At 71.5% G+C, this 23,309-nt stretch carries 17 protein-coding genes and 1 pseudogene; 8 read left to right on the top strand and 10 right to left on the bottom strand.

All coding sequences use genetic code 11. The features are described 5' to 3' along the window. Positions 1–35: 35 nt before the first annotated feature. Positions 36–3,053, bottom strand: a complete 3,018-nt coding sequence (locus tag OG435_RS02005; protein WP_266874952.1) for a hypothetical protein — start codon at positions 3,051–3,053, stop codon at positions 36–38. A 188-nt stretch (positions 3,054–3,241) separates the two neighbouring features. Between OG435_RS02005 and OG435_RS02000 the strand changes: the two genes are divergently transcribed. Further along, positions 3,242–3,466, top strand: coding sequence for a hypothetical protein (locus OG435_RS02000; RefSeq protein ID WP_266874951.1), 225 nt, complete (start codon positions 3,242–3,244; stop codon positions 3,464–3,466). Between the two features lie 9 nt (positions 3,467–3,475). Here the strand turns inward: OG435_RS02000 and OG435_RS01995 are convergent, their stop codons facing one another. The 3 genes from OG435_RS01995 to sbnA all read right to left on the bottom strand — a co-directional run bounded on the left by OG435_RS01995 (position 3,476) and on the right by sbnA (position 6,181). Then, positions 3,476–3,850: an STAS domain-containing protein gene (locus OG435_RS01995; RefSeq protein WP_266874950.1), complete on the bottom strand. Its 375-nt coding sequence runs from the start codon at positions 3,848–3,850 to the stop codon at positions 3,476–3,478. Positions 3,851–4,061: 211 nt separating this feature from the next. Then, a complete protein-coding gene (locus tag OG435_RS01990) occupies positions 4,062–4,598 on the bottom strand; it encodes an NUDIX hydrolase family protein (protein WP_266874949.1) in 537 nt (178 codons plus the stop codon). 599 nt (positions 4,599–5,197) lie between these two features. Continuing rightward, on the bottom strand, positions 5,198–6,181 hold the full coding sequence (gene sbnA / locus OG435_RS01985) for a 2,3-diaminopropionate biosynthesis protein SbnA (RefSeq protein ID WP_266874948.1): 984 nt from the start codon (positions 6,179–6,181) through the stop codon (positions 5,198–5,200). A 429-nt stretch (positions 6,182–6,610) separates the two neighbouring features. Here sbnA and OG435_RS01980 point away from each other — a divergent pair, with 429 nt between their 5' ends. The 5 genes from OG435_RS01980 (at position 6,611) to OG435_RS01960 (ending at position 14,727) form a co-directional block, all read left to right on the top strand. Beyond that, positions 6,611–9,343: a Pls/PosA family non-ribosomal peptide synthetase gene (locus OG435_RS01980; RefSeq protein ID WP_266874947.1), complete on the top strand. Its 2,733-nt coding sequence runs from the start codon at positions 6,611–6,613 to the stop codon at positions 9,341–9,343. After that, positions 9,318–11,876, top strand: coding sequence for a non-ribosomal peptide synthetase (locus tag OG435_RS01975; protein ID WP_266874946.1), 2,559 nt, complete (start codon positions 9,318–9,320; stop codon positions 11,874–11,876). The genes OG435_RS01980 and OG435_RS01975 overlap by 26 nt, the downstream gene beginning before the upstream one ends. A gap of 65 nt (positions 11,877–11,941) precedes the next feature. Next, complete coding sequence (locus OG435_RS01970) at positions 11,942–12,973, top strand: TauD/TfdA family dioxygenase (protein WP_266881499.1); 1,032 nt, start codon at positions 11,942–11,944, stop codon at positions 12,971–12,973. A gap of 32 nt (positions 12,974–13,005) precedes the next feature. Continuing rightward, complete coding sequence (sbnB, locus tag OG435_RS01965) at positions 13,006–14,076, top strand: 2,3-diaminopropionate biosynthesis protein SbnB (RefSeq protein ID WP_266881498.1); 1,071 nt, start codon at positions 13,006–13,008, stop codon at positions 14,074–14,076. A 150-nt stretch (positions 14,077–14,226) separates the two neighbouring features. Continuing rightward, positions 14,227–14,727: an SRPBCC family protein gene (locus OG435_RS01960; RefSeq protein ID WP_266874945.1), complete on the top strand. Its 501-nt coding sequence runs from the start codon at positions 14,227–14,229 to the stop codon at positions 14,725–14,727. Positions 14,728–14,758: 31 nt separating this feature from the next. On the opposite strand, the gene OG435_RS01955 is transcribed toward OG435_RS01960, so the two are convergent. Next, the gene (locus OG435_RS01955) at positions 14,759–15,937 is read right to left on the bottom strand and encodes a PucR family transcriptional regulator (protein ID WP_266874944.1); all 1,179 of its coding nucleotides are present in this window, start codon (positions 15,935–15,937) and stop codon (positions 14,759–14,761) included. A gap of 229 nt (positions 15,938–16,166) precedes the next feature. Between OG435_RS01955 and OG435_RS01950 the strand changes: the two are divergent. Together OG435_RS01950 and OG435_RS01945 are read left to right on the top strand one after the other, a co-directional pair. Further along, positions 16,167–17,023 (top strand): annotated as a pseudogene (locus tag OG435_RS01950) (class I adenylate-forming enzyme family protein). A 36-nt stretch (positions 17,024–17,059) separates the two neighbouring features. After that, positions 17,060–18,208, top strand: a complete 1,149-nt coding sequence (locus OG435_RS01945) for a PucR family transcriptional regulator (protein ID WP_266874943.1) — start codon at positions 17,060–17,062, stop codon at positions 18,206–18,208. Between the two features lie 13 nt (positions 18,209–18,221). On the opposite strand, the gene OG435_RS01940 is transcribed toward OG435_RS01945, so the two are convergent. The 5 genes from OG435_RS01940 to OG435_RS01920 form a co-directional block, all read right to left on the bottom strand. Continuing rightward, positions 18,222–19,625, bottom strand: coding sequence for a carboxylesterase/lipase family protein (locus OG435_RS01940; RefSeq protein WP_266874942.1), 1,404 nt, complete (start codon positions 19,623–19,625; stop codon positions 18,222–18,224). Continuing rightward, positions 19,622–20,464 carry an alpha/beta hydrolase family protein gene (locus tag OG435_RS01935; protein ID WP_266874940.1) on the bottom strand — a complete coding sequence of 281 codons (843 nt, stop codon included), beginning with the start codon at positions 20,462–20,464 and terminating at the stop codon, positions 19,622–19,624. The genes OG435_RS01940 and OG435_RS01935 overlap by 4 nt, the downstream gene beginning before the upstream one ends. A gap of 196 nt (positions 20,465–20,660) precedes the next feature. Continuing rightward, on the bottom strand, positions 20,661–21,938 hold the full coding sequence (locus OG435_RS01930) for an Nramp family divalent metal transporter (protein WP_266874939.1): 1,278 nt from the start codon (positions 21,936–21,938) through the stop codon (positions 20,661–20,663). A 93-nt stretch (positions 21,939–22,031) separates the two neighbouring features. Beyond that, positions 22,032–22,691, bottom strand: a complete 660-nt coding sequence (locus tag OG435_RS01925) for a hypothetical protein (protein WP_266874938.1) — start codon at positions 22,689–22,691, stop codon at positions 22,032–22,034. A gap of 50 nt (positions 22,692–22,741) precedes the next feature. Further along, positions 22,742–23,284, bottom strand: coding sequence for a hypothetical protein (locus tag OG435_RS01920; RefSeq protein ID WP_266874937.1), 543 nt, complete (start codon positions 23,282–23,284; stop codon positions 22,742–22,744). Positions 23,285–23,309 lie beyond the last annotated feature (25 nt).

The following is a 23,309-nucleotide window of genomic DNA, read 5'->3' as shown; positions in this document are numbered from 1 at the left end:
TCACCACGGCCGGACCACCAGCGCCCGCACCGCGCTCACGGCACCCCATGGCCCGCCGCAGGGTCGTACGGGGGCTCCTGACTCAGGAAACGGCTCGTGACGGGCAGGCCGACGCGGCGGAGCCGGGACGTCGGGCGGGTGCCGGACGGGCGCGGCGGGAGCGTGGCGAGTGCCGACAACAGGCCCTCCCATGCCTCGGGACGACCCGCGTCGACGGCGTGCCGGTAGGCCTCCCGCGCCTCGGCCACGCGTCCGGAGCCGGCCAGAAGCGGTCCCAGCGCCGCGAGCGCGGCCGTGTCACCGGCCGCCGCCCCGCGCAGGTAGCAGCGCTCGGCACCCGCCGTGTCGCCGCCGTCCTCGCGCACCCGGCCCAGTGCCGTCCAGGCCTCGATCGCGCCCAGGTCCACCGCGCGCCGCACGGCCCGTCCGGAGCCGGGACGGTCCCCGGCGCGTTCACGCATCCGCGACAGAGCGCCCCAGGCCAGCGGTGATCCGTACGCGGCGGCGCCGTCGGCGGCCGCCTCCGCGGCGTCCGGATCCCCCTCCAGCTCGCGCGCCCGGGCGAGGCCGGTCCAGGCCTCCACGCTGCCCGCGAGGGCCGCCTCCCGAGCCGCGTGATCGGCACCCGGCGGGTCGCGCCGGGACTGCCGTAGCTCCGCGAGCGCCGTCCACGCGTCGGCGTCACCGGTTCGGGCCGCCAGGGCGGCCCACTCCTCGGCCGCCGGCCGGTCCTTCGTCCGCTCGGCCATCAGGGCCAACCGGGACCAGGCGGACGACATCCCCAGGCCGGCGGCCGCACGGTAGGCGGCCGCCGCCCCGGCCGGGTCGCCGTCCGCCTCCCGCAGCCTGGCGAGGACGGCCCACCCCTCGGCGTCCCCCGCGGCGGCTCCGAGGCGTGCCGCCTCCCGCGCCGCCGGACGGTCGTCGCCGTTCCAGTGGAGCCGTACGAGGAGCGGGTGCGCGGCCGTCACCCCGGCCGCGGCGGCCCGCTCGGCGTGGCGGACCGCCTCGGCACGGCCGCCATCGCGTTCCATGATCCGGGCCAGGCCCATCGCTCCCCAGACGTCCCCCAGGGCCTCGGCCCGTTCGAGGGCCCGCCGTGCCCCGGGCAGGTCGCCGCGTACCTCCCGGATCCGGCCGAGCACACGCCAGACCAGCGTGTGACCGGCGGCAGTGGCCGCCTCGGCGACCGCGTCCCCGGCTGCGTCACCGGCTCCGTCACCGGATTCCCGGATCCTGGCCAGCGCCGCCCAGCTCCACGCGTCACCGAGCCCGGCGGCCCGCGCGTACGCGGCTTCGGCGGCGGCCGGTCCCGACGCGTCCTCACGGGACGCGGCCAGCGCCGCCCACGCGCTCGGGTCTCCGGCCGCGACGGCCTCGGCCGCCCCGGGACCGTCGGTGATCTCGCGCAGTACCGCCCAGGCTGCCCGGGCCCGCCCCGAACCGAGCTCCGCCGCCCGCTCGTACAGGGACAGCGCGACGCCGTAACGCCGCCGCTCCGCCGCGGCCGTGGCCAGGGCGTGGGCGTCGTCTCCGGTCCGCGCCCAGCGGGCCGCCTCCCAGAATCCGGCCGGTGGCACGCTGAGCGCCCGGACCCTGCGGGCGTGCTGATCGAGGTAGTCGTCGGGCCGGTAGCCGTCCGGGGCGCCCACCCCCGGGCGGTGCCGTTCGGCGATCAGCGCGGCGGGAACGCCGCCGTGCGCCGTGGTCAGCGATTCCACCGCCGCCGCGAACCAGTCCGGGCCGGCCGTGGCCCGGGCCCGCGCGTCCAGGAACCCGGCCGCCGCCTCACTGAGGAACCGGGCCGGAACCGCGCTCGCGTGCCCCAGCCGCCGTGCGTCCAGGGCCGCGGTCAGTACGGCGTACTCGGCGGCACTGAACCAGTGGTCCGGCCCGCTCTCCCACCGCCCCACCAGAGCCGGGCCGGAAGTGAGGTGCTGCAGCATCCGACCGCCGGAACCGGCCGCCCGCAGGGCCGCGGCCACCCGCGGATCCCGGGCCGCGGCACCCGTCAGCCCCGGAAGCCGCGCCGGCAAGGAGTCCGGGACGTCGACGACCGTGTGCCGCCCGCTGAGCAGGGCGCGGACGTGGTGCCCCGCACCCGGCCCCGCCCCGGGCCCCGTTTCAGGACCGGGCCCCCACCGGTCCCGGCTTCCCTCGGTCAGCCGCCGCAGGTGCTCGGGCCAGATCGTGCCCACCACCGCGAGCGGAGCGACCTCCTCCATCAGCCGCAGCACCGCGCGCGCAGCCTCCTCGCCGTCCGCCCCCGACAGGTAGCGCTGGGTCTCGTCGAGCCACAGCACCGTCCGTCCGTCGATGCCGTTCTGCGCCGTCCACGCGGCCAACTCCCGGGCGTCGGACGGGAAAAGCACCGGCCAGTCGGGCAGCACTTCCCGTACGGCCTCCCAGGCGGCCCGGGTCTTCCCCGTCGCCGACCGGCCGACGAGCAGGACGAACACCGTGGTTCCGGACTGCGCGGCATGCCCCAGCCGTCGGCGCAGCGTCACGTCGTGCGGGCGTTCCAGGTACGCGGGCAGGGGTCCGTCACCGGAGCCGTCCGGGTCCGGTGCCGGATGCACCCCGAGCCACAGCGGGTCCCAGCGGCCGGCGGTACGGAGCGTCGTCCCCCGCTCCAGCCCCGCCCGCACCCACAGGGCCCGGATCTCGGCGTCCACGGCCGCCCGGTCCTCGCCGGCCGCGGAGGCGAGGACCGCGGCCACCGAGACCGTGTCCTCCAGGGAGGCCAACTGGGCACTGCCGAGCAGCCGGTGCACCGTGTCCTTGGACGGCGCGCCGGGCAACTCGTCGTCCTGCGCGACCCGCTCGGCGATCCCCACGACGGAGGGCGCACCGGCGGCCCGGTAGAGGGTGTGCAGCCGCAGCTTGAGGGTGCGCAACGGCCCCGGCGGCAAGCGCGGCACGGGCACCGGCCGCGGCCTGCGTACGGCCGACCGGGCGGCGGTGGCGGAGGTGGCGGCCGTGGTGGGGCCGTCACCACTTCCGGACGGGCCGTCGCGCCCCTCCGTCCCCCGATCCCCGCTCCCGGTTCCCACGTCCCTCACCCTTTCGGCACTCGTCGCCTTCCATCGCACCTCCTCGCCGTCGTCCTGCCGACAGCGCGGCCGCGGGCCCCTCCCGTCGCCACCGATCGCCACCCGTCCCGGCCCTCAGGCCCGGCCGCACGGTGGGTCTCACGGCTCGTCACCGACGTCCGCCGCCCCGCACCCACCAGGAGGTCACCGTGCTCACCACCCTGCTGCTGTCCCTGGGCTCCCGAGCCACCGTCTCGACGCTGCGCACCGTCCTCGTGACCGTCCTGCTGCTGCCGGTCCTCCTGCTGGTGACGGTGGCGTGCTTGCCCGCACTGCTCGTCCTTCCCTTCCGCCCGTCCCGTGACACGCACGTCCTGGGCCTGCTGCGCGAGTTGCGGGTCTTCACCGTCGCCCTGCTCCGTGGCGCACGGTGAAGCGGTTCGTCAGCCGGCTTCGAATTCCGAGCGTGCCCGGGCCAGCACCTCCAAGGCGCGCTCCACGGTTTCGTGGGTGGGCCCCCATCGGCTCAACCGGATGACGCGGAGGGGCTTGCCCGGGCCGTCCTCGTGGCAGACGACCGCCACCGCGCCGCCATGAGCGGACGCCCGCTTGTGCGCACCGTGGAGGACGGCGACGCCGGACGTGTCCATGAAGTCGACCCCGGTCAGGTCGACGAGCTGCCACACGTGTCCGAGGATGATGAGTTCGGTGGAGAACTCACGGAACAGGGGGTGGGTGAAGACGTCCAGTTCACCCTCCGCGATCACGTGCGTGACGTCGCCGGGCAGATGCTCGTGAGACAGGCGCAGATCGTCCACCACTTCACGCTAGTCGACGGCAGCCCTTCACCAGAAGGTGCCGGACGGGGTCAGAAGGCGTAGCGGAGTGTCAGTGCCGGTGTCCGTCAGGGCCGGGGCCATGGAGGGGCGCTCCTGGCGGAGCGCCCCTAGCGATCTTCACCGGCTACGTGTGCGACCCCGTCGGGATCCGGTCGGCGCAGGCTTTGCGTCTGCGGTATCTACGAGGCTCTCAGTAGGTGTGTCCTGTGTGCGCGAGTGCCTGCTTCAGCAGTACGCCGTGGCCGCCGGGCATCTCGTTGTTGACGGCGAGGTCGGCGGCCTCCTGGGGGCTGAACCAGACCAGGTTCAGTGCGTCCTGCCGGGGCCGGCAGTCGCCGGCCACCGGGACGACGTAGGCCAGCGACACCGCGTGCTGGCGGGGGTCGTGATAGGCGGTGATGCCGGCGGTGGGGAAGTACTCGGCGACGGTGAAGGGCTGGAGGGATGCGGGGACACGGGGCAGAGCCACGGGCCCGAGGTCCTTCTCCAGATGGCGCAACAGCGCGTCACGGACCCGCTCGTGGTGCAGGACGCGTCCGGACACGAGGGTCCGGCTGACCGTTCCGTCCGGGCCGATGCGCAGCAGTAGTCCGATGCTGGTGACTTCGCCGCTCTCGTCCACGCGCACAGGAACCGCTGTCACGTACAGGATCGGCATCTGGGCCCTGGCCACTTCGAGTTCGTCCGTGGTCAGCCAGCCGGGCGTGGTTTCGATCATGTCAGACATTGCTCGATCATACTTTCCGAGTGCCGTAGCCGAAGGACCCACAGGCCGGTTCACACGCGCAGGTCCTCATTCCGACTGCCGCGCGACGACGCCGGGTGGCGCGGCGTACCGGCTCCAGCGGGCTTGGCGGGGACCCTACCGCCTCCGGAGCCCTTCTCCGCGCACGCTCGGAGTGTGCGGTGCACCGCCGACTCCTACCGCCTCACCACCACCCGCGCCCGCGCCGAACAGCAGGCCACGGCCAGATGATCCCGCGACTCAGAGCGCGATCGGCCGGTACTTCAGGGCCTCATCGACAATCTGCTCCGCTGGCGCGCCCGGAAGGCTGCCCGAGGGGTGGAAGACCAGGCGCTCACCCGGGGATGCGACACGTTCGCTTCCAGGAGCCGCAGGTAGTAGTCGCTCTCAGGAGAGGCCGTCAGGAGTCTGCGAACGATCTCGACGAGCTCGTCCCGGGTGATGCCCGGAACCACGGGCCGAGCCGGCCGGGCCGCCTCGGCCCGTCGGTGCCGACACGCCCCAGCCGGCCGGCTCAATCAGTACCTCGCTGTGAGTGGCCGCGGGGCCTCGGGGTGTGTGGCCGGGGAGCGCTCGGTGGGTCAGCCCGTCGGGCTGGCGGCGGTGGCGGGCTGGGGCTGGAGCACGTCCTCGCCGTAGAGGTCCTGCACCCAGCTGGTCTGGTAGACGGTGTCGAGGTAGCGCTCGCCGAGGTCGGGGGCGATGGCGACCGCGGTCACCTGCTGTTCCCGCTGGGCCAGCCATTGGGTGGCTCCCTTGACGACAGTTCCGGTTGAGCCGCCGAAGACGAAGCCGTGGCGGGCCAGTTGGTGGCACGTGCGAATCGTCTCGGCTTCGTTGACGTGTACCACCTCGTCCACGTAGGAGGTGTCGAGGAGCGGGGGGCGGATGCTGGTGCCGAGGCCGGGGATCATGCGGCGACCGGACGTGTGTCCAAAGGTGGCGGAGCCCTCTGGATCGATCGCGACGATGCGTACCGGGCGGTGCCAGGTGCGGAAGTAGCGGGCGCACCCCATCAGGGTCCCGGTGGTGCCGGCCCCGATGAAGAGGACATCGAGGTCAGGGAAGGCGCGGGCGATGGCCGGTGCGGTGATCCGGTAGTGAGCGCTGTGGTTGTTGGGGTTGGTGTACTGGTTGAGCCATACGTAGCGGTCGTCGGAGGCGCACAGGGCGCGGACGTGGTCGATGCGGGCGCCGAGCAGTCCGCCGGTGGGGGAGGGCTCGGTGACGATGTGGACCTGGCTGCCGAGGGTCTCCAGGAGCAGCCGGGTCGCCAGGTTGCAGCGGGAGTCGGTCACGCATACGAACCGGTAGCCCTTGCTCGCTGCGATCATGCTCAGCGCCACTCCGAGGTTGCCGGAGGAGGATTCCACCAGAATGGATCCAGGGGTGAGCAGGCCGTCGCTTTCGGCGGCCTCGACCATCGCGGTTGCGGCTTTGAGCTTGATGGACCCCGCGAAGTTGAATCCTTCGCATTTGAGGAACAGCCGGTGCCCGGTGACGGCCTCGAGGTCGACGTAGAGGTCGTCCTGGTTGAAATCCTGGGGGGCGGATATGACCGGCATGGTTGCCTCCTCGCATGCGCCCACGGCGCCGTCTGGTACCGCCGGCTCCTGTGGGGGCGGCTCGGGGAAGGTGTCGCCTGGTGCCACGTCTTCGGGACTCCTCCAGTACGCGGGCTGAGCGCGGCTCTGTCATGCCACCGGATGTCGTGGCTTGACATCGGCCACGATCAGGGATAGGGGCCGGGCGGGCTTGATCCAGGCCGGTGAGGGCGGATGCGCCCGGCATGCGCGAAAAAGCAAGGGGTGAAGACCGGCACCGGCGGCCGCCTACCGCCGCAAGCACGGGGCGTCAAGTTACGAAATCCAGCGGCATGACGGATATGCCCCTGCCGGGCCTACTGGAGGGGCGGCATCACGAATCCGCTCGCGTGACCGGCGGGTGCCGACCGCCGCGGTCCGCGGCGCCCGGAACATCGTCGAGGAGTGCCCATGCTAGAAGAATCCACCGATGCCTGGACGTCCTGCCCGCCCGGCACGGCCGGCAGCCCGGCGGCCGAGACCGCGCGGCTCCTCGCGGAGGTGCTTGCCGAGGCCGTGGGTGTGGAGCAGGTGCCGGGTGACAGCAACTTCTTTGATGATCTGGGTGCCGATTCGCTGGTGATGGCCGGGTTCTGTGCCCGGGTCAGGAAGCGGGCCGACCTGCCGCCTGTATCGATGAAGGACGTCTACCGGTATCCCACGGCCAACGGCCTGGCCTCGGCGCTCACCCGCGTCGCGCCCCAGGCCCCTGCTTCCACTCACACCGTGCCCGCAGCCTCGACGCCCGTATCCGCTGGGCCCGTGACCACGGGACCGGCATCAATCCAGGCATCAACTCAGGCATCAACGCCGGTGTCCGCTTCGGTGCGCAGGATGGCGGCGCGGGCGGGCACAGGGCAGTACCTGCTGTGCGGAATGCTGCAGTTCCTGGTGTTCCTCGGCTACTCCTACCTCGCCGCCCTGGCCACGGTCCGAGGCTTCGAGTGGGTCGGCGCCGGCTCCGGCGTGCTCGATGTCTACCTGCGATCCGTACTGCTGGGCAGTGTCGGCTTTGCCGGCCTGTGCGGGGTGCCGATCGTGGCGAAGTGGACCCTCATCGGTCGTTTCACGAGCCGCGAGTTTTCCGTCTGGACCCTCGGCTACGTACGCTGGTGGCTGGTCAAAACCTTGATCCGCACGAGTCCTGTCCGTCTGTTCACCGGGTCGCCGTTGTATTCGGCGTATCTCAGGGCGCTGGGCGCGAAGATCGGGCGCGATGTCGCGATCTTCTCCACGCATGTCCCTGTCTGCGTCGATCTGCTCACGATCGGTGACGGAACCGTGGTCCGCAAGGATGCGTTCCTCTCCTGCTACCGGGCGCACGACGGTCTCATCCAGACCGGCCCCGTCACCCTCGGCCGCAACGTCCACGTCAGTGAGCAGACCGTCCTCGACATCAACACCTCGATGGGCGACCGGGCCCAGCTCGGGCACGCCTCCAGCCTGCACGCCGGTCAGAGCGTCCCCGCGGGCGAGCGCTGGCACGGGTCACCGGCCGAGCCCACCGGTACGGACTTCCGCACGGTCGGTGCCGTCGACGGCTCCACCGCCAGGAAGCTCCGTTACACCGTCGGACAGCTGCTCGCCCTGATGCTGGTGCATCTGCCGCTGGCCGCCGGCTGTGTCACAGTGCTGCTGGCCCCGCTGTCACAGCTGAACACAATGTCTCAGGACGGGACTTCGGCGTTCGCCACCGGGAGGTTCTACCTGGGTGTGCTGGCCGCGTCCTTCGTGCTGTTCTTCGGAGCCGCCTTCGCCGCGCTGGTCATCCAGGGCGTGGTGCCGCGCCTGCTCCATCTGGCGGTCAAGCCGGACACGGTCTATCCGCTCTACGGCTTCCACTACGGTCTGCAGCGGGCCATCGCGCTGCTGACCAACAGGAAGTTCTTCACGGGACTGTTCGGCGACAGCTCCGCGATCGTCCACTACCTGCGCTACCTCGGCTACGACCTGTTCCGTGTCACACAGACCGGTTCGAACTTCGGTAGCGAAGTGAAGCACGACAACCCGTTCTTGACCTCGGTGGGCAGCAGGACGATGGTCGCCGACGGCCTGTCCGTCATCAACGCCGAATTCTCCAACACGTCATTCAGGCTGTCCCGGGTCTCGATCGGAGCCCGCAGTTTCCTCGGCAACCACATTGCCTACCCCTCGCGGGCCAGGACCGGTGACAACTGTCTGCTGGCGACGAAGGTGATGGTCCCGGTCGACGGAGAGGTACGGGAGAACGTGGGCCTGCTGGGCTCGCCCCCCTTCGCCATTCCGCGCACGGTGATGCGGGACACCCGGTTCCAGGAGCTGGAGAGCGGTGGCGAGCTGCGTCGGCGCCTGGCTGCCAAGAACCGGCACAATGCCGTCACGGCGGGGCTGTACCTGATGGCGCGGTGGATCCACGTCTTCGCCGTGACCCTTCTCGCCCTGGGCGCCACCACCCTCTACCCCTCGCTAGGAGCGTCGGCGTTCGCGCTGGCCGGTGTCCTCACGCTGCTGTTCAGCGTCGTCTACTTCGCGCTGCTCGAACGGGCCGTCACCGGGTTCAAGGCGCAGAAGCCTCTGTACTGCTCGATCTACGAGCCGTCGTTCTGGCGGCACGAGCGCTTCTGGAAGATGGCGTCGGTCGATTACGTCCAGTTCTTCGACGGGACTCCGTTCAAGAACCTCGTCTGGCGGTTGCTGGGCGCGCGGATCGGCAAGCGGGTCTTCGACGACGGCTGCTTCTTCCCCGAGCGGAGCCTCGTCACCATCGGGGACGACTGCACGTTGAACGCGGGCACGGTGATCCAGTGCCACTCGCAGGAGGACGGCGCCTTCAAGTCCGACCGCACCACGATCGGTGACGGCTGCACCCTCGGTGTCGGCGCGCTCGTCCACTACGGCGTGACGTTGGCAGACCGTGTCCAGCTCGCCTGCGATTCCTTCCTCATGAAAGGCGAGCAGGCCCCACAGGGGGCCCGGTGGGCGGGAAACCCGGCCCGACAGCTGCCGGACTACACCCCGCCACCCACCCCGCCACCCGCACCGCCGCCGGCGCAGCCGTCCGGCGCCGCGCCCCGCACCCGAACCCGCTCGGTGGCGTCTGACGCCAACCCACATCGCTACCAGACAGGAGAGACCCCTCATGGAGCTCAACGCATCCACCAGTAGAGAGTTCTGGCACGGCGTCCTGGCCGCCGGCAGCGGCTTCGCGCCCCTTCCGCGCTGGACCCCGGCGCCGGTCGCGGGCGTGGCCGAGTACGAGGCGCAGGTCCCGGCCGGCCGGGCGACGGCATTGCGCCGGCTGGCAGACGACCTGGGGGTGTCGCTGGACTGTGTGCTGCTGACCGCGCACGCGAAGGTGCTGGCCGCGCTGAGCGGCGAGCAGGAGGTCACCACCGGTTACGTAGCCGCTTCCGGTGGCCGCCCCCTGCCGTGCGGACTGACGGCCGGCCCCGGCTCATGGCGGACCCTGCTGCGGCACACCCACCACGCCCTCGCGCGATTCCTGGCCGACCAGGACTTCCCCGTCGATGACCTCAGGAGCGAACCGGGCCTGACCGAACCACCCTTCGAGACCGTACTCGACCCCACCGGCCTCGGCGGCGACCGCCCTGACGCAGAGGCCGGCGCCGACCCGGCCCCGGACAGCAGCACCCTGGCCGCCGGCACGGCCCTGTGGACGGGCATCGCCCACCACGACGACGGACGGCTGACGCTGCGGCTGCGCTACCGCACCGACGTCCTCGACGCGGACTGCGCCGCCCGGATCGCCGGATACCACCTGACCGCGCTCGCCTCGATGGCCGCTGACCCGGATGCCGATCACGCAGGTCAGAGCCTGGTGTCGGCAGAAGAGCTCCGTTTCCAGCTCCATGGCCTCGCCGGGCCGCGCCGGGACCTGCCCGAATACCGGGTGCACGAGCTGTTCGAACAGCGTGTACGGCGGCATCCCGACGCCGTGGCGGCCCAGCACGGCAACCGGAGGTGGAGCTACCAGGAGCTCAACACCCGCGCCAACCGGCTGGCCCGCGCCCTGCGGGCCCAAGGACTCCGCCATGAAGGGGTGGTTGCCGTGGCGATGGAGAGGAACCTGGACTGGCTGGCCGCCGTCCTGGCCGTCTTCAAAGCCGGCGGTGCGTACCTGCCCATCGAGCCGCATCTGCCGGCCGAACGCATCGAAGCCATGCTGGCCCGTGCCGGATGCGGGCTCGTGATCACAGAACCGGCCGCCACCGCCACCCTCCAGCCGGCCTTGGCCTCCCGGCCCGAGGTCCGGACGCTGTTCGTCGACACCGCTTACGGCGAGGAGCATGCCGGGACCGATCTCGGTATCGACGTCACACCGGACCAGCTGGCCTACATCTACTTCACCTCCGGCTCGACGGGTGAGCCCAAGGGTGCGATGTGCGAACACCAGGGCATGCTCAACCACCTCTACGCCAAGATCGACGACCTCGAGATCGGCGAAGGGCAGGTGGTGGCCCAGACCGCGCCCCAGTGTTTCGACATCTCGCTGTGGCAACTGCTCGCCCCGCTGCTGGCCGGCGGGCGGACCCTGCTGATCGAGCAGGAAACGATCCTCGATGCCGCACGGTTCGTCGACACCGTTGCCCGAGGCCAGGTCACCGTGTTGCAGGTCGTCCCCTCCTACCTCGACGTCGTCGTGTCCCATCTCGAGCAGCACCCCCGGGCGCTGCCGCACCTGCGGTACGTGTCGGTCACGGGCGAGGCACTGAAGAAGGAACTCGCCCAGCGCTGGTTCACCGCCCAGCCCCACATCAAACTCGTCAACGCCTACGGCCTGACCGAGACCAGCGACGACACCAACCACGAGGTCATGGACCGCGCACCGGACGCCGACCGGGTCCCGCTGGGCCGGCCCGTCAACAACGTGCGCCTCTACGTCGTCGACGAGCACCTCAACCCGGTGCCCCTGGGCGCGCCCGGCCTGATCGCCTTCTCCGGGGTCTGCGTCGGCCGCGGCTACGTCAACGACGCCGAGCGCACGCGGCCGACGTACCTCGCCGATCCACACCGTGAGGGCGAGCGGCTGTACCGCAGCGGCGACGTCGGCCGCTGGCGGCCCGACGGCAAGCTGGAGTTCCTGGGCCGCCGCGACAACCAGGTCAAGATCCGTGGTTTCCGCATAGAGACCGGCGAGATCGAAAACACCCTGCTACGAGCACCCGGGGTCCGCGACAGCGCCGTCGTGGTCACCGAACGGCCCGACCACAGCACCCACCTGGTGGCGTTCTACACCGCCCCGTACCCGCTCGAAACCAGCATCCTGCTGGACCGGCTGGGCACGTCACTGCCCGGGTACATGGTCCCCTCGGCCATCCACTGGCAGGAAAGCCTCCCGCTGACCCCCAACAGCAAGATCGACCGGAAAGCCCTGACGGCCCTGGCCGCGCGGCTTCACGCCACCGAGGACGATGTCCAGGCGCCTCGTACGCCCGCCGAACAGCGGATGGCGGCCGCGTGGGCGAGCGCGCTCGGCATTCCGCAGGGCCGGATCGACCGGCGCGACAACTTCTTCGACCGAGGCGGCACCTCCCTGTCGGCCGTGAAACTCGCCATCACCCTGGACCGCGCCGTGTCCCCGGCAGACGTCGTACGACACCCCGTCCTCATCGATCTGGCCAGGTTCCTGGACACCGCATCCCACCAGCGCCCCGTCGCACAGCCGGCTTCCCCCTGATCGCCGGCGTCCTCCTCACCGTCACGGAAAGGACAGAGACCATGTCATTCACCAGCTCCGCCCCGATGAGCCCCGGCCCCGTGCTCACCTCCGCGTCCGTGCCCCGAGCGGACCTGTGCCCGGGCAAGCCCCCGATCCTGCGTGTTCCGACCCCCGACCAGGCCGGTCTACCGGCCTGGGCGGCCGAGCACCGCCACACCCTGCACGGCCTCGTCACCGAGCACGGCGCCGTACTCGTCCGGGGGCTCGCCCTGTGCGACACGGGGCAGGTCGCCTCCGTCTTCGGCCGATTGACCCCCGCCCTGATGACCGACACCGAAGCCTTCGCCCCCCGTCAGGCGTACGCCCCCGGCGTGTACTCCTCCACGGCCTGGCCGGCCAACCAGCCCATGTGCATGCACCACGAGCTCAGCTACACCCACAGCCCTCCCGGTCTGCTGCTGCTCGCCTGTCTGACGGCACCCACCACGGGCGGAGCCACCGCCCTCGCGGATTCCGCCACCGTCCTGGAGGCACTGCCGCCGGAACTCGTCCAGCGGTTCGAGCAGCACGGCTGGCTGCTCACCCGCACCTACAACGACGACATCGGCGCCTCCTGGACCGAGGCGTTCGGCACCGACGACCGGGCGGCCGTCGAGAGCTACTGCCGCGCCAACGCCGTCGAGTTCGCCTGGCAAGCCGACGGCGCCTTGCGCACCCGCCAGCGCCGCCCGGCCGTGGTGCGCGACCCGGCCACCGGCAGGCGCCGCTGGTTCAACCAGATCGCGTTCCTCAACGAGTGGACGCTGGCACCCGAGGTACGGGAGTACCTCGTCGACGTCTACGGCCCCGAAGCCCTGCCGTTCAACACCTTCTTCGGAGACGGCGAACCGATCGGCGAGGACGTGGTCCACCTGATCAACACGGTCTACGACGAGCACACCGTCCGCGAGCCGTGGCAGTCGGGCGACCTGATGCTCATCGACAACATCCGCACCGCCCACAGCAGGGAACCCTTCGAGCCGCCGCGCGATGTCCTCGTCGCCATGGCCGCACCACGGCCCCCGGCCTCTTTCCCGCCCGCACCCGCCGCGGCCCCCGAAGGGAGCACCCGATGACCACGGTCCGTCCCGCTGCCGCGCAGTCCCCGATGCCCGAACCGAACGCAGGGCCGGCGCCGCTCGCCGTGCCCCCGATCACGGTGCCCCCGTTCGCCGTGATCCCAGGAGCCCAGGTCCAGCACACCCTTCAGGGTCAGGAACAGCAGATCATGGAGCTGATCGAGGCCACCTACCATCTCCACGCCGTGGGGGAGTCGGTGAACCCGCCCTCGTACTTCCTGCGCTTCCCGGACCGCCCGACCGCCCGCATCATCGCGCTGCCCGCTTCGATCGGCGGACAGGCGCCGGTGGACGGCCTCAAGTGGATCTCCAGCTTCCCCGACAACGTGCAGGCCGGCATCCCCAGGGCATCGGCCGTTCTGATCCTCAACGACCACGACACCGGCTACCCGTTCGCCTGCCTGGAGAGCTCCATCATCAGCGCCACCCGAACGGCCGCGATGGCCGCATCAGCGGCCGGCAGGCTCAGCCAGGGCCGCCGGACACGACCGGCCCGCGTCGGATTCTTCGGAACAGGCCTCATCGCCCGCTACATCCATACCTTCCTGACCGCGACCGGCTGGTCCTTCGACGAGATCGGCGTGTACGACGTCTCCGCCGACAGCGCCTCCGGCTTCCGCAGCTACCTCCAAGACACCCCCGCGGCCACCCGGATCACGGTGCACGACAGCCCCGAGCAGCTGATCCGCTCCAGCGACCTGCTCGTCTTCGCCACCGTCGCCAGCCGGCCACACGTCACCGACCCGGCATGGTTCGACCACAACCCCCTGGTCCTGCACGTGTCACTGCGCGACCTCGCCCCCGAAATCCTGCTCGCCTCGGCCAACGTCGTCGACGACATCGAGCACTGCCTGAAGGCCGACACCTCGCCCCACCTGGCCGAACAGCTCACGGGGAACCGAGACTTCCTCACCGGCACACTGCACGACGTCACGACCGGCCGTGCGGTACTGCCGCAAGACCGGCCGGTGGTGTTCTCACCCTTCGGCCTGGGCGTACTCGACCTCGCCGTCGGCAAACACGTCTACGACGAGGCAGCCCGCACCGGGCAACTGAACGTCATCGACGGCTTCTTCCACGAACTGCGCCGATACGGGTAGGCGGGCGTCCTGATGTTCACCCTCGCGTCCGAAGCCGCTGTCCTGGCGGTGCGGGACTCCCGGCGAACGGTGCCTCAGGTCTTGAAGTTACCGAGGGGTAGCCACGGGGTGAGGCAGGGCGGTAGCGTCTGACCTGTTGAAAGGAGAACCATGCCTCGTACGCTGACGGTGTCCGACAGCATCGTCGTCCATGTCGGTCCCGCAGAGGTCTACCGGCGCGTATCCGATCCCGCGCGGATGGGGGACTGGAGCCCGGAGAACCTCGGTGCCATCGTGCACGGGGGTGCCCCGGAACCGAGCGTCGGGATGGTCTTCGACGGGCGGAACAAACGCGGTGCCTTCCGCTGGACCACCCGCTGCACCGTGACGGCACTCGAGCCGGACAGGTTGTTCCGGTTCCGGGTACATGCCATCGGTGTCACGCGGCCGCGGCTGCCGGGCCCCATCGCCACGTGGGAGTACCGCTTCGAGCCCGTCCCGGAGGGGACCCGGGTGACCGAGACGTGGACCGACGACCGCCGGTCGTGGCCGGACTTCGTGGCGAACGCCTTCGACCGGGTGGCGACGGGCGGAAGCGTCTTCGCCGATTTCCAGCGCAGGAACATCGGCACGACCTTGCGCAACCTCAAGAAGGCTCTGGAAACCGGCTGAAGCGTCCGGGGCCCGTGCCCGGCCCCGGCCTTCAGGGCGATACCCCCAGCGCCCGCAAGGCGAGTGCCCAGCCGAGACGGGCCTCGCCGGATTCCGCGGACCAGCCGGTGAGTTCGGCGATTCGTCCGACCCGGCCCCGCACCGTATTGCGGTGGCAGTAGAGCCTCTCGGCGGTACGGGAGGCGGAACACCCCTCGTCGAGCCAGACCCGCAGCGTGTCCAGCAGCACCGCCCGTTCGGCACCACTGCGCAGGACACCCTCGAGATAGCGCCCCACCAGGCGTTGAGCGATCTCCGGGTCGGCACGGAGCGCGGCGTGCGCCAACCTGTCGTCGAGGGCCGCGACCTCCCCGGCACCCGGCGAGAGCGTCGCGAGCGCACGCCCCGCCAGCCGCAGCCCCCGGTCGACCCCGGTCAGTTCCTCGAACGGCGGCGAGATCCCCGCCGCGCGGCGCACCACCCCGCGCAGGGTCCGCGTCAGCTCCTCGGGTGTGGCGGAGCCGAACCGTACGAGGCCGGCGAGGACCTCCGCGCGCGGCCGCCAGAACGACCACAGCCCGGCGGCTTCCAGCGCGGGCCCCGGCTCGGCGGGCGACGCCGGGTCCTGGGCGATGACGACCACGGCGTACAGGTCGCGGGCCGGCACCCCGAGGGCCGTGGCCGCCGCGGCGGCCACGGCCGGGTCACCGCCCCGCCCGTCGAGCAACGCCTCGAAGAGGGCGCCGCGCCGGGAGTCCTCCCGGTGCTGCAGCTCCACGGTGGTGATCCCGTACGCGTCCGCCATGGCGGACGAGAACCGGTCGATGGTTTCCCACAGGGCGCCCGCGATGTCGCCGAGCATCCGCTGCTGTGCCGGTGGCCGGTCGCGCATCCGGTCCGCCAGCGCCTGCCAGATGACCCGGCCGCCGCGCCGGAACGCATGGAGCACGGTGACCAGCGGCACACCCTGCTCGGCGCGCAGCCGTCCGGTCTCGGTGGCGGCGGCCTCGATGTGGCGCCCGCTCGACGGCAGCTCGCCGAAATCGTTGAGGGCCAGCTCCACGTTGCGGCGGCAGGTGGTCCGCAGATCCGCGTGGGAGACGGTCCGGCCGGCTGCGTAGAAGGGGCTGTGCGCGCGGATGTCGGCCGTCAGGGCGTCGGTAAGGCGGCCGAGGTCCGCGAGCAGAGCTGTCGCCAGCTGCCGGCGCAGCGCCCGTTCCTCGTCGTTCATGGCCGCAGGTTAGGCATATGCACCGTCCGCTCGGAAGCCCGGGTGCCCGTGCCCAACGCTGCGGTACGAACGCTGTGCGGATGCAGATGGCCGCGCCATCGGCCCGTCCCCGATTCTGGCCCTGCCGCTACCCCCGTACGAAGGAGCCACCGTGCCGCTCAGCGTCGCCACCCTGCTCTCCGACTCGGCCCACCGCCACCCGGACCGCATCGCCGTCGTCGAGGGGGAGGTGCGCCTCACCTACGCGCGGCTCTGGGACGAGGTCCTGGGTTTCGCCGCCGTCCTGCGGACCCGCGGGATCGGACACGGTGACCGGGTGGCGGTGCTGCTGCCGAACACCGCGGACTTCCTCCGCGCCTACTACGCGGTGCTCGCGGCAGGCGCGACCGTGGTCCCGGTGCACGCACTGCTGGTGGCCGACGAGGTGGAGTACGTGATGCGGCACAGCGGAGCGAAGGCGCTCGTCAGCGGAGGGGCACTGCGGCCGGACCTGCTCGGTCTGACGCCCGGCGACACGGTGCTGGGATGTCTGCCGCTGTTCCACAGCTACGGTCAGAGCTGCGCGATGAACGCCACCCTGCGCGCCGGTGCCACCCTCGTCCTGCTGCCCCGCTTCAGCGGACCGACCGCCCTGGACGCCATGATCCACGAGCGGGTCACCGTGTTCATGGGCGTCCCGACCATGTACCACGCTCTCACCGAGGCTGCAGCGGACGACGACCGCCGCCCCGCGGCGCTCCGGTTGTGCGCGACGAGGACGGCTTCCTCACCATCGTCGACCGCGAGAAGGACCTCATCATCCGGGGCGGCTACTACGTCTACCCCCACGAGGTCGAAGAGGTGCTCGCCCGTCACCCCGCCGTCGCCGAGGTCGCCGTCGTCGGTCTGCCCGATCCGGCCCGGGGCGAGGAGATCTGCGCCGTCGTGGTGCTGCGCCACGACGCCACCGGGGACGAGCTCGTGGCCTGGAGCCGGGAGGGCCTGGGCCGGCACAAGTACCCGCGGATCGTACGGTTCCTTCCCGCGCTGCCCCTGGGGCCCAGCGGCAAGGTGCTCAAGCGCGAGCTGCGCCGGTCCGGCGCGTGATTGACGCCGCGGCCGGGCCGGTGTGACGATGCGCCGATGACGGACCTGCACGCCCGGATGACCGCCCGGGCCGGTGACTTCACCGCCGTCGTGGTCGCGCGCTGCGCGGCGGAGGCGCCGTTCTACGGGGCCCTGCCCCGCCGCACCCTCCAGGGAGAGGTGGCGCGCTCCATCGCGGCGGTGCACGCGCTGCTGCTCAGGGCACTGCGCGAGGGCGGCGGGAGTCCGATGGCTCCGGGCGACCTGACCCGGCTCATCGAATGGTCGGCGCGCCGGGCCGAGGAGCGCGTTCCCCTCGAGGCGGTGATCGCCGCGTACCTGATCGGCGCCGAGGTGTGGTGGCAGACTCTGACCGAGGTCGCGGAGCCCGGTGGGCTGGCCGGAGCGGGCGGCAAGCTGCTCGGCTGCCTGCACGCCGCTCTGCCCGCGGTCGTCCTCGCGCACCAGAACGCCCAGGAGGACATCCACAGCGAGGACAAACGGGTCCGGCGGGCCCTGCTCGGAGCCCTGCTGGCGGGACGTCCCCACGAGGAACTGGCCGACGCGGCGCGGGTGTCCGTGGCGGGCGAGCACGAGGTGGTGGCCTTCGCGTTCGAGTCCGACCCGCCCACGAGACTGGTGCAGTCCTCGCTCGACGCCTTCACCGGGATTCCCGTGCTGATGGACCACGTCGCCTGGATCGCCCTGCTCCCGGGCAGGCCCGACGTCCCGGGCCTGGTGGCTCGGCTGGAGAAGGACATGGGGCAGGGCGTGTGGGCCGCCGCCGCCCGCTCCCACGCGCCGGCGGCCGTCCCGGCGGCGGCGCAGGAGGCCGGCCGCGTGCTGGATCTCGTACGACGCCTGGGACGCCCACCGGGGTGCTACCGCCTCGACGACGTGCTGCTGGAGCACCAGATCGCGCGCCCCGGGGACGGCCTCGTACGCCTGGCGGCCAAACTCGACCCCCTGGAGGAGCACCCCTTCCTGCTCGAGACGCTGCGCGTGTTCGTCGAGCGGGGGCTCAACCGCCGCCGGACAGCGTCGGAGCTGTGCGTCCACCGCAACACCCTGGACTACCGTTTGCAGCGAGTGAGCGCACTGACCGGCCTCGACCTCGCGGTTCCCGCGCAGGCGCGGCTGCTCCAGGCAGCGCTGGTCGCCAGGGACCTGTCCGGGCCTGCGGACCATCGTGGCATCGCCGGATGACACCTGTCATCGGTCAGAGCCAGGCGCGGAGTTCCTCGTGCCGGGGCGCGAGGACCGGGCCGACGCCGGGGTGGTCGAAGACCATGACGGGCCGGTCCGCGTTCCAGCCCGGCCAGCCCGGATGTCCCGTGGCGGCGAAGGAGACCCAGGCTCGGTGCATGGCGTCGGCCAGCGCCTGGGGCGCGTCCGGTCCGGTCATGTCCCCGGCGGCGCGCAGGTTGTCGAAGACGAAGCCGAGTTCCAGCGCATGGCACGCACCGAGCCCCATCACGGGCGAGCGCCAGGCGAATTCGTAGAGGAAGGTGCGGGCGGGCCGGGAGTCGGCGAGCCGGTTGAGGGGCCCCCGCAGCAGCAGGTCGGTCGCCATCTCTCCCAGGATCTCACCGGGTGTGGCGTGCGGCCGGGTGGCCCGGTACAGCCGAGCCACCCGCTGGGGGACACGGAGCTTCAGCAAGGCCAGCCGCAGGGTGAGCCGGCTGACGCGGTCCACGGCTCCGCCGGGTACGAACCACAGCCGGTACTCCTCCCGGTTGCAGCCCAGCAGCAGGTCGGCCTCGGGAAGCGGCGGGTCGGCGGGCACCACGTCGCCGTCGGCCACGATGTGGAAACCGGGGCCGCCACCGATGGGGTCCGACCGGCCCACCACCGAGGCCTGCGTGTCCAGCAGCAGGTCCCGGTCCACGCCCGCGAACGCCTCGGCGGTGGCCGGGATCCGCAGTCTCCTCGCCATCGACCGCACGGCCTTCGCGCCCTCGCGGCGCGACACCGTGTGCGGCGGTCCGCTCTGCAGGATCGCCCGGCGCAGCAGCCCGGCCGCGGCGGGGCTGGTCATGAGGGCCGCGACGCTGATCGCCCCGGCGGACTCGCCGCACACGGTGACGTTCGACGCGTCTCCGCCGAAGGAGGCGATGTTGTCGCGGACCCAGATCAGGGCTGCGATCTGGTCGAGGAGACCGCGGTTGACGGGCGCGTCGGGAAAGACCCCGAACCCTTCCACTCCGAGCCGGTAGTTGACGGAGACGAGGACGACACCGTCGCGCGCGAACGCGCGCCCGTCGTAGAGCGGCAGGCTCGCGGAGCCGTTGCGCAGGGAACCACCGTGGATCCAGACCAGGACCGGCAGCCGGCCCTCGCCGACGGACGGCGTACAGACGTTGAGGTTGAGACAGTCGTCCCCGGCGATGCAGGGGCCGGGCATCAGCCGGTCGAGGGGCGGACGGTAGGGGCGCTTGGGGGCGGTGTGCCCGTACTCCAGCGCGTCCCGCACCCCTTCCCAGGGTTCGACCGGGGCGGGAGCGCGGAAGCGGTGGGGGCCGAAGGGCGCAGCCGCGTACGGGATGCCGAGGAAGGCGGCGATCCCGTTGTGGAAACGGCCCCGGACCCTGCCCTGCCCGGTGGTCGCGATGAGACGGGTCACCGGGTGGCGAGGCCGTTGCGGCGGACGTCGGACCAGGTGCCGCTGTCGGTACAGATCCCGCAGCCGGCCCCGAAGTACTGGGCGCGCGCGGCCTGGTCACCCATCAGGTGTGCCTTGAACCAGGCCGTGGTGGGTGCGGCGAACGGTCCGGGGTCGCCCACGACGGTGAAGTGGTCGGCGCCGCGGAGTTCCCCGTAGACGGCCGGGATGTGATCGGCGTCGTCGTAGAAGGCCTTGACCAGGAAGGGGAAGACGATGCTGTCCTTCTGCCCCGCCAGGAGGAGGGCGGGTACGCGCACGTGGTCGATGTCGGCGAGCGGCCCGGGCTGGATGGGCAGGATCGTGTCGATGCGCGGGTCCGCGCCGCCGACGATGGCGGCGGCCCCACCCTGCGAGTGACCGGACGCGCCGACGTGTTCCAGGTCGACGCGGTCGTGGAAGGCGCTGCCGGGGTCGGCGTTGCGCAGGGTGAGCAGGTCGATGCCGGCGCGCATGGAGACGCCGAGGTTCGATTGGGGGGTGTTGGCGGCGGCGACGATGAAGCCCTGACTGGCCCAGTGCAGCAGCAGGTCCCGGTAGACGACCGGGAAGGCGAAGGTGCCGTTTCCCCACACGATCACGGGGTGGCGGCGGCCGCTGGTCGCGATGTCGCGCGGGTAGTAGAGGGTGGTCACGACCCCGACGTCCACCGCGGTGGCGTAGGGACCGGGAGCGCCGTAGTCGGCCGCGGCCACCTCGGCACCGCCCCCGGTGGGCGCTGCCGCCGCGCCCGCGCCGGCGGAAGCCGTCAGCACGAGTACGAGCGAGGTCACAGGTACGAGCAGTCTTCTCCAGAACACGGCGGACTCCCGATGTCGGCACGGTGAGCCGGATGTTTCATCCGGCTCACACCTTGTTTGATCGCACATCCTGAAGCACGGTTCGAAGCCCGTCTCTGCGCAATCGGGGCAAGCGGCGGGGCCGGAGTTCGTGCAACATGCCGAGAGGCGCCGACGGGTCGGGGGTGCGATGCTCGGTTCCGCCGCTGTGACGCCGCTACCGGAGCAGCTCCCGCAGTTGCTGGACGCACAGCACCACGAACAACAGACCGGCGGCCCCCAGCATCACGTTGCTCAGCGGGCCGTTGCGCCAAGGGGACGGTGTGCGCGAGGAGTTGAGAAGCCACAGCAGCGTGAGGGCCAGGAAGGGCATGAAGAGCGCGCCGATCACTCCGTACACGATGACGAGCCCGAAGGGCTGGTCCAGGAAGAGCAGGCTGATGGGCGGGAAGGTGAGCCAGAGCAGATAGACCCGGAAGGCCAGGGACTTCGACGGGTCCGTTCCGGCCGGGGCGAGGGAAGGGCGGAACTTCGTGGCGAAGTCGGCGAACATCAGGCTCACTCCGTGCCACACGCCGATCAGCGAGGTGAAGGACGTGGCGAAGAACCCGACCAGGAAGAGCTTGGCGGTCGCCTTCCCGTAGTGGTCCTCGAGAACGGCACCCAGATCGAGCAGGCCCCTGTCCCCCTTCGCCAGCGCCACGCCGGACGAGTGCAGCAGCTCCGCTCCGACGATGAGCATGGCCACCACGAAGACGCCGGTCGTGAGGTAGGCGACGCGGTTGTCGAGCCGCATCACCTTGATCCAACTCGTGTTCGTCCAGCCCTTCGCGTTGACCCAGTAGCCGTACGCGGCCAGCGTGATCGTGCCGCCCACCCCGCCGATCAGGCCGAGCGTGTAGACCAGCGAACCGTCCGGCAGCACAGGCACCAGGCCGGCGAAAGCGGCGTCGAGGCGGGGTGTGACGCGGATCGCGAGGTACACGGTGATCAGGAACATGACGCCGACCAGGACCGTCATGACCTTCTCGAAGACGGCGTACTGGTTGAACCAGACGAAGACCAGCCCGACCAGACCGCACAGCACGGCCCAGAGCTTCAGGTCCATCGCGTCCGGGAAGAGCGCGGCCAGCGGGAGCGCGCTGGAGGACATCGCGGCGGCCCCGTAGACGAAGCCCCAGACGACGACGTACCCCGCGAAGTAGACGGTGGTCCACGAGCCGAGGCTGCGCCAGCCGTCGAAGAGGGTCCGGCCGGTGGCGAGATGCCAGCGGCCGGCCGCCTCGGCGAGCGAGATCTTGACGAGGCAACCGATGACCGCGGCCCACATCAGGGTGTAACCGAACTTGCTGCCCGCGATGAGCGTGGCAACGAGGTCGCCGGCCCCGACGCCGGTCGCCGCCACGACGATTCCGGGACCGATGGATCGCCAACTGGCCTTACGCGGAGCGTTGTTCTCGCTCTCCACCGCATTGGCCCGGGTGATGTCCGCCATTGTGGCCGCCTTCCCGTTCGCCCCGTGAGTGACGGGAACACCAAAACGGGTCGGTGGCGGTCGCGCAAGAGGGCGGTGGTACCCCTGGGGCGCTCAGCGGCCGAAGGTGTCGATCCCCTCGACGAGCCAGTGCCCGTCGCGGTCCACCAGGTCGAGGGCGAGCATCGCGCCCGCGTACACGCCTTGGTTCTGGGCGTTCTGGGCCTGCTTCCCGGTTCCCGCCGTGCTCACGCTGCTCTGGTCGGCGTAGACCAGGACCCGGGCCCGGTCGCCGTCGATCCGCTCGACCGCGCTGTCCGTGACGGCCGTGGTGATCACCGTCTTCTCCTTCTCGGCCTGGGCGAGGACGTCACCGAAGAGCGCCCGGTGTTGGGTGACGGCCTTGCCCGTGAGCAGGGTCTTCGACGCGCTCTCGAAGGCGCTGGGCTTCGCGTGGTCGTAGGAGAAGAGAGAGGCGACGGCCTTCGTGGCCTGTCCCTTGATCTCGCTGGTACGGGCGAGGTCGGTGAGCGCGGTGTTCGCGCGCACCGGATCGTTCCGCAGCACGGAGGCCTGGCTGTGGGCGAATCCGGCGAAGGCGCCGAGGAGGACGGTGAGCGCACAGAGGGTCAGGAGGGGGATGAGCGTGCGGGACGCGTTGCCGGGGGTCTCCTGCGGGCCGGCGTCGTCGGTCGCGCGCGCCGCGGGGACCGTCCGGTGGCCGACGGCCTGACGGCGGCGCTGGCGGTTGATGAGGTGGCGGGTCGTCGACATCGTGCGTGTCCTCTCGGGTGCGGGCGGCTTTCGCGGTACCGGCGGTCCGGTCAGCCGGACGCCGCGCCGCCCACGGGTGCCTGACCCAGCGCGCTGAGCTTCCACTGGCTCCCGGTGCGGGTCAGTTCGCCGAGCATGCGGCTGTCCTTGTCGCTGGTCTTGTCGTCGGCCGCCTTCACCGTGATGCGCAGGGCGACCAGCACCCGGGCCCGCCCCGCGCGGTCGTCCAGCTCGGTGACGGCGCCGGACATCACCCTGGCCGTCGTCACGGTCTTCGCCGCCTTGACTTGATTCTTGAACTCCGCTCGTCCTTGTACGAGTTGGTCGTGCAGGTCGCCGGTCGTGGACGACTCCCACAGGTCGAGGCCCTGGTCCACCTCGGCGTGGTCGAGGGTGTTGAGGTTCTGCACGGCCTGTTCCGCCGCCGCGAGCGCCCGGTCGCGCTGGACGGCGTACGCGGCTGACGCGTCATGGCTCGCCCCGTACCAGTCCTGGGCCGACCACGCGGCGAAGCCGCCCGCGAGGAGGGTGAGCCCGAGGGCGGCGGCCAGGACCGGCCGGGTGCCCGTGCGGGCGCGGACCGTGCGTGTCATGGGGTGCTCTTCTCTCCCGCTCATC

The organism is Streptomyces sp. NBC_01264 (assembly GCF_026340675.1).
Classification (GTDB): Bacteria; Actinomycetota; Actinomycetes; order Streptomycetales; family Streptomycetaceae; genus Streptomyces.
This window is presented reverse-complemented; position numbering and strand designations above follow the sequence as displayed.